The sequence below is a fragment of the Deinococcus sp. KSM4-11 genome, assembly GCF_004801415.1.
In the GTDB taxonomy this organism is placed as follows: domain Bacteria; phylum Deinococcota; class Deinococci; order Deinococcales; family Deinococcaceae; genus Deinococcus.
Map to the genome: position 1 here is coordinate 135,734 of NZ_SSNX01000010.1, position 7,481 is coordinate 143,214.

The window sequence follows — 7,481 nt, forward strand, 5'->3', positions numbered from 1 at the left end:
ATTTTCTTGCCCCTTCCCTCACGGGACTCTTGAGGTGCGTCAACCCAGCTTGGGCTGAAACGTGAGTTCGCGTGAGATCAGCTTCCTAGACTTATGTCGCTCGCACTGCTGGTGAGCAGCGCCCCGACCCCGGCAAGGAACACAGGCTGCTCCTGTGCTCCGCCCTGATTCATTCCTTGTTCTGAATGCCCCGCCCGAGTAGCCCCAGCCAGTCAGGTGCCCTTGATGATCACGTTGCCTACCTATGTTCCTTCCCTCGGCGCCCTTCCCACCGACCAGGGCACCCTGTTCCGCGTCTGGAGCTCCCAGGCGACCTGCGTCTCGGTGGTGGTGTACGCCGAGACCCACTCCACAACACACGCCCTCACCGCCCTCGGCAACGGGATGTTTGCCGAGCTCGTGTGTGGCATCCGCCCGGGAGCTCGCTACCGGTTCGAGGTGGATGGCCAAGTCCTCCCGGATCCCTATGCGCGCGCCCTTCCAGACGGTGTGGACGGCCCGGCCGCTGTGTGGGCCCCAGCCTATGCCTTTCAGTCTGCCGCGCCGTCTCTGACCCCAGACGAGCTGGTCATCTACGAAGTCCATGTCGGCACCTTCACGCCTGAAGGAACGTTTGCAGCCGTCCAGGCAAAACTTCCGGAGCTCGCGAACCTGGGCGTGACATGCGTGGAATTGATGCCGCTCTCCAGTTTTCCCGGCCGGTGGGGGTGGGGCTATGACGGAGTCGCCCCCTTTTCGCCCTACGCCGGATACGGGACGCCCGAAGACTTGATGGCCCTGATCGACGAAGCCCACCGCCTCGGGATGGTGGTGTTGCTCGACCTGGTGCTCAACCATTTCGGGCCGGACGGCAACTACCTCGGCACCTACAGCCCGGAGTACGTCACATCCCGACACCAGACGCCGTGGGGCGACGCCCTGAATTACGACGAACCGTACATGCGGCGCCTGGCGCTGGACTGCGCCGAACACTGGCTCCGGATCTACCGCGTCGATGGTCTGCGGCTGGACGCCACGCACGAGATCTTCGACGACCAACCCACCCACATCCTCAGCGAGCTGGCCGCGCATGTACGTAACTTGAGTGCCGAACTGGGGACGCGTCACTTCCTGTTCTGTGAGGACGACCGGAATGCACCGGAACTGGTGACCGAGACGGGCATGGACGGGCTGTGGGCCGATGATTTCCACCACCAGCTGCGGGTGGTGCTCACGGGGGAGCAGGACGGCTACTACCGCGCCTACACGCCGGAACTGTCAGAGCTGGCGCGCTGTCTAAACCGCGGCTGGCTGTATGAAGGGCAAGCCTGGCCGCTGGAGGAGCGGCGCCCCCGTGGGGCGCCGGCCGACGGGCTGCCCGCGTCCAGCTTCGTGTACTGCACGCAGAACCATGACCAGATCGGCAACCGGGCACACGGCGACCGCCTGGACGTGACCGCAGGATCCGACGCGTTCCTGGCTGCCAGTGCCCTCCTGCTCTTCCTCCCCATGACGCCCCTGCTCTTTCAGGGACAGGAGTGGATGGCGTCCTCGCCCTTCCACTATTTTTCGGATCATGCCGGCGACCTGGGCGCGCAGATCACGGCGGGCCGCCGCGACGAGTTCAGTCAGTTTGAGGCGTTCCTGGAAGGGTCGTCAGGTGAGGGCGTGCCCGACCCGCAGGCAGAGGGCACCTTTCGGGCCAGTGTTCTGAACTGGTCAGAGCGGCAGAAGGGCGAGCATGCCCGGACGCTGGCGCTGTACCGTCGTCTGCTCGCACTGCGCCGCCATGACCGGGTATTGGGCAGCTCCGAGCGCCGGACGCTGCGGGCGGGGTCATGTGGGTCGGTACTGTGGGTGCGCCGGGGCATGGATCAGGACAGCCGGCTGCTGCTGGTCAATGTGTCGGACGCGCCGGTGGAGTTCAGGGAGCTGCCGTCCTCTGGCGTGTATTGGCTGCTTCGCACGAACGACACCCACCCTGGCACCTGCCTGCCCGCACGATCCGCGTGGCTTCTCGCCCTCTCGTGTGCGTGGACGCCGGAGATAAGCCACCATCCACGGCGTCCCCACCATGCTGGAGCCGACAGGGTCAGGCTATGAAGGGGCCACACCCGATCTCCCGCCGTCTCGAGGTGCAGCAGGTAGGCGTCAGGGAACCGCACAGGCCACCTTTCCCTGCCATTGGGAGGGCCGGTGGAGCGCTTCCGTCACTCTCCCGCCAGGTTCATCGTGAGGCATCGATTTGGACTGCTGTGGTCAAATCAATCCGGAGCTCCTGTGATTCGTCGCCTCATCTGGTGCAGTGTTCATTCCACCCATCGGCCTCAGAACCCGTCCATTTCAGAGACACGATCAGGAGGAACCCATGACTCCGATGACAGGCGTTTCACACCAGGCCCCCAAGCGTCCTCAGATTGGGCGGCACCCATGACCTCGCAGATCACCGCAGGCATGCCTATCCTCTGCGCTGACGGCGTGCCGTACGGCACGGTCGAGGCCATCGAGCGTGAATACCTGCGCACCATGCCCACTCCTGACGGGCGCAAGCACTTCATTCCCCTCGATCAGGTGGCCAGCGTGGATGAGGCCGTGCACCTGCACGTGACCTACGACGCGTTGCTGGCGCTCCTGTGAGCCGTCGCGGTCGACCACACCGCTGTTGGCGGGTCGGGCGTCAGGTTTAAGTGTCATGGGCATTGAGGTCATCACCCCAGGATCCTGGCCCGACCTCGAGGAGGCGCTGCACCAACGGTCGTGGAATCCTGAGCTGAAGCGGTTCCGATCCCCCTTCGTCTTTCGCGGCCAGGCCTACGATGCCCCGCTCACCACGTCCTTGCAGCGGCTCTCCGGCTCCCCGCGGAGCATCGAGCGACACCTCGTGCGAGCGTTTCGCAAGTACGCCCCCGCGTCCACCGAGCCAGCCGGATCGCAATGGGCGTGGCTGACGCTGGGACAGCACCATGGCCTGCCCACCCGCCTGCTCGACTGGTCGTACTCCCCACTGGTGGCCCTGCACTTCGCCACCGCGAGTGAGGAACATGCGGGCACGGACGGGGTGGTATGGATGATCGATGTAGGGGCCACCACCGCCAGTCTCCCTGAGCAGCTGCGTTCCGTGTTGGCCCAGGAAGGCGGTGCCGTCTTCACGACCGAGATGCTGGAGATGTTCAGCGCGAACCCCGGTCGGGGCCTGCCCTTTGATGCCGAGATGAGCTGGCTCGACCGGGTCGAACAGGAGCACGGTGCACCCTACCTGCTGTTCCTGGAGCCGCCCTCGCTGGATCAGCGCATCGTTCAGCAGTCGGCCCTGTTCTCGATGCTGTCCAACCCGGAGGTGACGCTGGAGGACTGGCTGCAACCTCGCGCGGCCATGGCCCGGCGGGTGGTGGTGCCGCGCGGGCTGAAAGCGGAGGTGCGCGACCGGCTGGACGGGTGGAACATGAGCGAACGAACCCTGTTTCCTGACCTTGGGGGGTTGAGTCAATGGCTGCGGCGCTATTACCGTGACCTGCCGCCCCTCAAGGACGCGGCTCCACAGGGTCGCCCCCTGGAGGACGAACGCAATCAACACCGTTGATCACCAGTGACGCAGACGGGAGCACGTTGTGACCGTGGGCAGGGCGAACGTGGGTCTGGGCTGGTGTGGACGGTGCACGCCACTGTGGGTCGAGAGTACCGAAGGGGGGAGGAGAGGTCACGCTGAAGTGGGGCTGGCGCGTTTCACTGTGCTCAGGTCGTACTGCAGCTTCCCTAGGCGGGGCCAGACGGCATCCCTAGGGAACTTCAGCGGATGCTCACACCATCCGTGGATCAGTCAGGGACACTGGCCCATGACTCCTGATCTCGGTCATCACCGTCTTGGACTGGCAGGTGGGGTGTGAGGGCAGGCTGGCTGGTGGTTCCTGCTCTCGCTGCCGCCTACGGCACCCGGACGTTGCGAGTCCCAGTTGCTGGCTGGTCGATGACCAGTGAGCATCAGGGGGTGGGGCCCGTCACGCGCCGCCTGTACTGGATCGATATCGCGTCGCCCCAGCACAGCGATATGGAAGTCGTCGACGCTACTCTGCAGCTCCTCCCCGATCTCATGCCGTCCGTGCTGGCCCACTTCCGGCGGGTTCGGCCCACCGGGGGGCGCACCCGAGTCGGCGACCAGTTCACCATCCTGATGCTGGGCACCCGGCGCGGCCGGGTACAGGTGGTCGAGATCACCCCACACTCCTTCCGCCTGCAAACCCTGCGGCAGCACTCCGAGTCTGGCTGGATCGAGTTCCGGAGTGATCCTCTGGAGGGCAACGCCTACCGGCTGAGCGTGGTGTCCCAGGTGCGGGCGAGCAGTTGGTTTGACCGGTACGCGTACCTGCTGGGTGTGGGCATCATGCAACGCCTGACCTGGGAGAGTGGACTGCGCCGCGCCCTGCACCTGAGCGGTGGACGCAAGGTCAAACATGGCACCACCACCGTGGAATGGCCCTGACCCGGGAGCGGGGTTTCACTCATCACCAGCCAACAGCCCGTAACGCGCAGCTTGCGAGGTTATCCCACGGGTTGACCCAACTGGGCTGAAGCTCACAGCCTCCGGTTCAGTCCGTTTTAGGGCATACTCAAGCGTCGTGTAGGCGGCCGTCCTGGACGAGCGGGCTGATCGGACGGCGCGCCCGGTTCGTGCCCCGCTGTGGGTAGCTCATCCAGTTGACGTGCCGGTCGACCCGCAGGGCGCTCAGCACGCGGTCGGCCAGTCCGGGAACCAGGTCGTACAGGATCACGAAGGCCCGTGACGGGATCAGTGGATAGATCACGGGCCGGGGGCGTTCCATGGCATTGACGAGCGCCCGGGCGACCCGGGATGCCTCCATCACGGGCCACACGAGGTGGGCGCCGTGCCCACCTGCTTTCACGTTGGGGGCGGTGTCGAACAGCGGGGTGCGGACGGCGGCGGGCAGCAGGGCGCTGACCACGATGCCGCTGCGCTCCACGTGCATCAGTTCCTGACGCAACGACTGGGTCAGGACCTCCACAAACGCTTTGGTACCGCCGTAGATGCCGGAGTAGGGAAATCCCACGCGGCCCTCGACGGACGCCGTGTTGATGATGTGCCCGGCACCCTGCCGGCGCATCACGGGCACCACCGCCTGCACGCCGTACAGCACGCCCATCACGTTGGTCTCGATCAGATGGCGCACGCGCCACTCCTCGCTGTGCTCGACGCTGTCCACGAACATGTCACCCGCATGGTTGACCATGACATCAATCCGTCCGAACCGGGCCAGGGCGGCATCGACCAGCACCTCCACCTGGGCACGCTCCCGCACGTCGGTGGGCACGACCAGGGCCACGGCACCGAGGGACTCGATCTCCTGGGCCACCCCTGCCAGGGCCCCAGCATCCCGCGCTGCGATGACGACCTGCGCGCCCCGCACGGCACACTCCAGCGCGGTGGCCCGCCCAATCCCCGTGGAGGCGCCCGTGATCACGACGGTCTGGCCGCGCAGGTCACGGTGCCGTCGGCGTCGCCCCGACAGGGCCGTCGCAATCAGCAGCGCCGCCGTAGATCCGAGTGCCATGCGTATCGATGCGTGTCTGGGCATGGCCCACCCTAGCGGCCCGACCCTCATGCTGCTCCCCGGTTCGCTCAAGGGCCCCTGAACCTTTCCCAGCTGGGAACCGACCATGAGGACTCGCTCAGTGCCCAGGCATCCGGACAGCACCTGACGCGCCCCCCCCTGCGCTGTAATGGGCCGGTATGTCATACCGCGCCGCCGTGGTGGGATCCGGGCCGAACGGCCTGGCCGCCGCCATCACGCTGGCCCGGGCCGGCTGGCAGGTCGATGTCTACGAGGCGAATGCCACGCCAGGAGGCGCCGTGCGCAGCGCCGAGCTGACCTTGCCGGGCTTCATCCATGACCTCGGCTCGGCCATCCATCCGCTGGCCGTGGTTTCCCCGTTCTTCCGCACATTGCCCCTGGAACGATACGGACTGCAATTTGTGGCCTCCCCCGCTGCGGTGGCACATCCCCTGCCGGGTGGCACGGCACTGCTCTTTCGCAGCCTTGACGAAACGGCGGACGCCCTGGGAACCGATGGCCCGGTGTACCGGCGGCTGTTGGGGCCACTGGTCGACGCGGCCGACGATCTCTTCGAGGAGACGCTCAAGCCCATGCTCCGGGTGCCACGCCATCCGGTCACGTTGGCCCGGTTCGGGATCCGTGGCCTCCCGCCCGCGGCCCTGCTCGCCCGTACCCTCTTCCGCGGAGAGGCGGCGCGCGCCCTCTTCGGCGGACTCAGTGCCCATTCGGAGGTGCCGCTCACGCAGCCGGTGACGTCCGCGTACGGCCTGATGCTGGCGGTGAGTGCGCACGTGGTCGGTTGGCCGTTCCCACGTGGGGGCGCCCAGGCCATCACGGACGCCATGCTCGCCTACCTCGGTCACCTGGGCGGGCGGCTGCACGTGAACCGGCCCGTCGAACGTCTGGAGGACTTGGAAGCGGACGTGCACCTGCTCGATGTTTCACCGCGCGAGTTCCTCCGCCTCGCACCGCACCTTCCACCCGCGTACGCCCGGCGCCTGCGGCACTTCCGGTATGGAGCGGGCACCATCAAGCTCGATTACGCCCTGAGCGCGCCCATTCCATGGAGGGATCCACGCACGGCGCTCGCGGCCACTGTTCACCTGGGAGGGCCGCTGGCCGACCTTGTTCACAGCGAGGCGCAGAGCGTGCACGGCCTGCCCGAGCGGCCCTTCCTGCTGCTCGCGCAGCACACGGTATTCGATCCCAGTCGTGCGCCGGACGGTCAGCACACCGCGTGGCTGTACGGGCATGTACCGGGCGGATATACCCCGCAACCGGGGGATCTTGACCGCATCGAGGCGCAGATCGAACGCCTCGCGCCAGGCTTCCGTGAGGTCGTACTGGCGCGGCGGGTAACGACCGCCGCCGATGCGCAGCGGATGAACCGCAACCTGGTCGGAGGGGATGTAGGGGGTGGCGCAAACACGCTGCTGGGCACCCTGGTGCGTCCCACGCTCTCGGCGTCCCCGTACCGCACGCCTCTCAAAGGAATCTACCTGTGCAGTGCTAGTACCCCGCCCGGGGGTGGCGTCCACGGCATGCCCGGGTACCATGCGGCGCTCACAGCGTTGAACGATCGAACCTGAGCCCGGCCGGTTCTCACCACCTGTCGTCTCTGACAGTCCCGGTCAAGGTGGGCCGGCGCCTGCCCGGGCGCAGCGAGCCGTGTTCGGCGGAGACCCATGAACTCCAGTTCACGTGATCGTCGTGGAAGCTCACCATGCCCTTGCCATCCTGAGGCAGTCCATTCACTTCCACAGGAGGCACCATGATGACAGTGACGACGCCGCGCGACCTTGATGAGCGAGATACCCATGGTCACTGATGGCTCGGAGGGCGAATCCACCGCCACGCCGGAGCAGACCGCGGACACTCCGAGTACGGGAGCGCAGATGCCTGTTGCGGAGCGCTCCGTGGTGGGGACGCTCGGCC

At 66.6% G+C, this 7,481-nt stretch carries 6 protein-coding genes; 5 read left to right on the forward strand and 1 reads right to left on the reverse strand.

Annotated features, from left to right (window positions below):
- Positions 1-225: 225 nt before the first annotated feature.
- The 4 genes from treZ to E7T09_RS20560 all read left to right on the forward strand — a co-directional run bounded on the left by treZ (position 226) and on the right by E7T09_RS20560 (position 4,456).
- On the forward strand, positions 226-2,082 hold the full coding sequence (treZ, locus tag E7T09_RS20545) for a malto-oligosyltrehalose trehalohydrolase (RefSeq protein WP_136391070.1): 1,857 nt from the start codon (positions 226-228) through the stop codon (positions 2,080-2,082).
- Positions 2,083-2,409: 327 nt separating this feature from the next.
- Positions 2,410-2,616, forward strand: a complete 207-nt coding sequence (locus tag E7T09_RS20550) for a DUF2171 domain-containing protein (protein WP_136391071.1) — start codon at positions 2,410-2,412, stop codon at positions 2,614-2,616.
- Between the two features lie 55 nt (positions 2,617-2,671).
- Positions 2,672-3,559: an FRG domain-containing protein gene (locus tag E7T09_RS20555; protein WP_136391072.1), complete on the forward strand. Its 888-nt coding sequence runs from the start codon at positions 2,672-2,674 to the stop codon at positions 3,557-3,559.
- Between the two features lie 384 nt (positions 3,560-3,943).
- Complete coding sequence (locus E7T09_RS20560; RefSeq protein WP_136391073.1) at positions 3,944-4,456, forward strand: hypothetical protein; 513 nt, start codon at positions 3,944-3,946, stop codon at positions 4,454-4,456.
- Positions 4,457-4,583: 127 nt separating this feature from the next.
- Here the strand turns inward: E7T09_RS20560 and E7T09_RS20565 are convergent, their stop codons facing one another.
- A complete protein-coding gene (locus E7T09_RS20565) occupies positions 4,584-5,543 on the reverse strand; it encodes an SDR family oxidoreductase (protein ID WP_136391074.1) in 960 nt (319 codons plus the stop codon).
- Between the two features lie 179 nt (positions 5,544-5,722).
- Here E7T09_RS20565 and E7T09_RS20570 point away from each other — a divergent pair, with 179 nt between their 5' ends.
- Positions 5,723-7,135, forward strand: a complete 1,413-nt coding sequence (locus tag E7T09_RS20570; RefSeq protein ID WP_136391075.1) for an NAD(P)/FAD-dependent oxidoreductase — start codon at positions 5,723-5,725, stop codon at positions 7,133-7,135.
- Positions 7,136-7,481 lie beyond the last annotated feature (346 nt).

Bases quoted from the DNA above. Each gene is read 5' to 3' on its own strand.
- treZ (WP_136391070.1), top strand. From the start codon at position 226: ATGATCACGTTGCCTACCTATGTTCCTTCCCTCGGCGCCCTTCCCACC.
- E7T09_RS20550 (WP_136391071.1), top strand. From the start codon at position 2,410: ATGACCTCGCAGATCACCGCAGGCATGCCTATCCTCTGCGCTGACGGC.
- E7T09_RS20555 (WP_136391072.1), top strand. From the start codon at position 2,672: ATGGGCATTGAGGTCATCACCCCAGGATCCTGGCCCGACCTCGAGGAG.
- E7T09_RS20560 (WP_136391073.1), top strand. From the start codon at position 3,944: ATGACCAGTGAGCATCAGGGGGTGGGGCCCGTCACGCGCCGCCTGTAC.
- E7T09_RS20565 (WP_136391074.1), bottom strand. From the start codon at position 5,543: ATGGCACTCGGATCTACGGCGGCGCTGCTGATTGCGACGGCCCTGTCG.
- E7T09_RS20570 (WP_136391075.1), top strand. From the start codon at position 5,723: ATGTCATACCGCGCCGCCGTGGTGGGATCCGGGCCGAACGGCCTGGCC.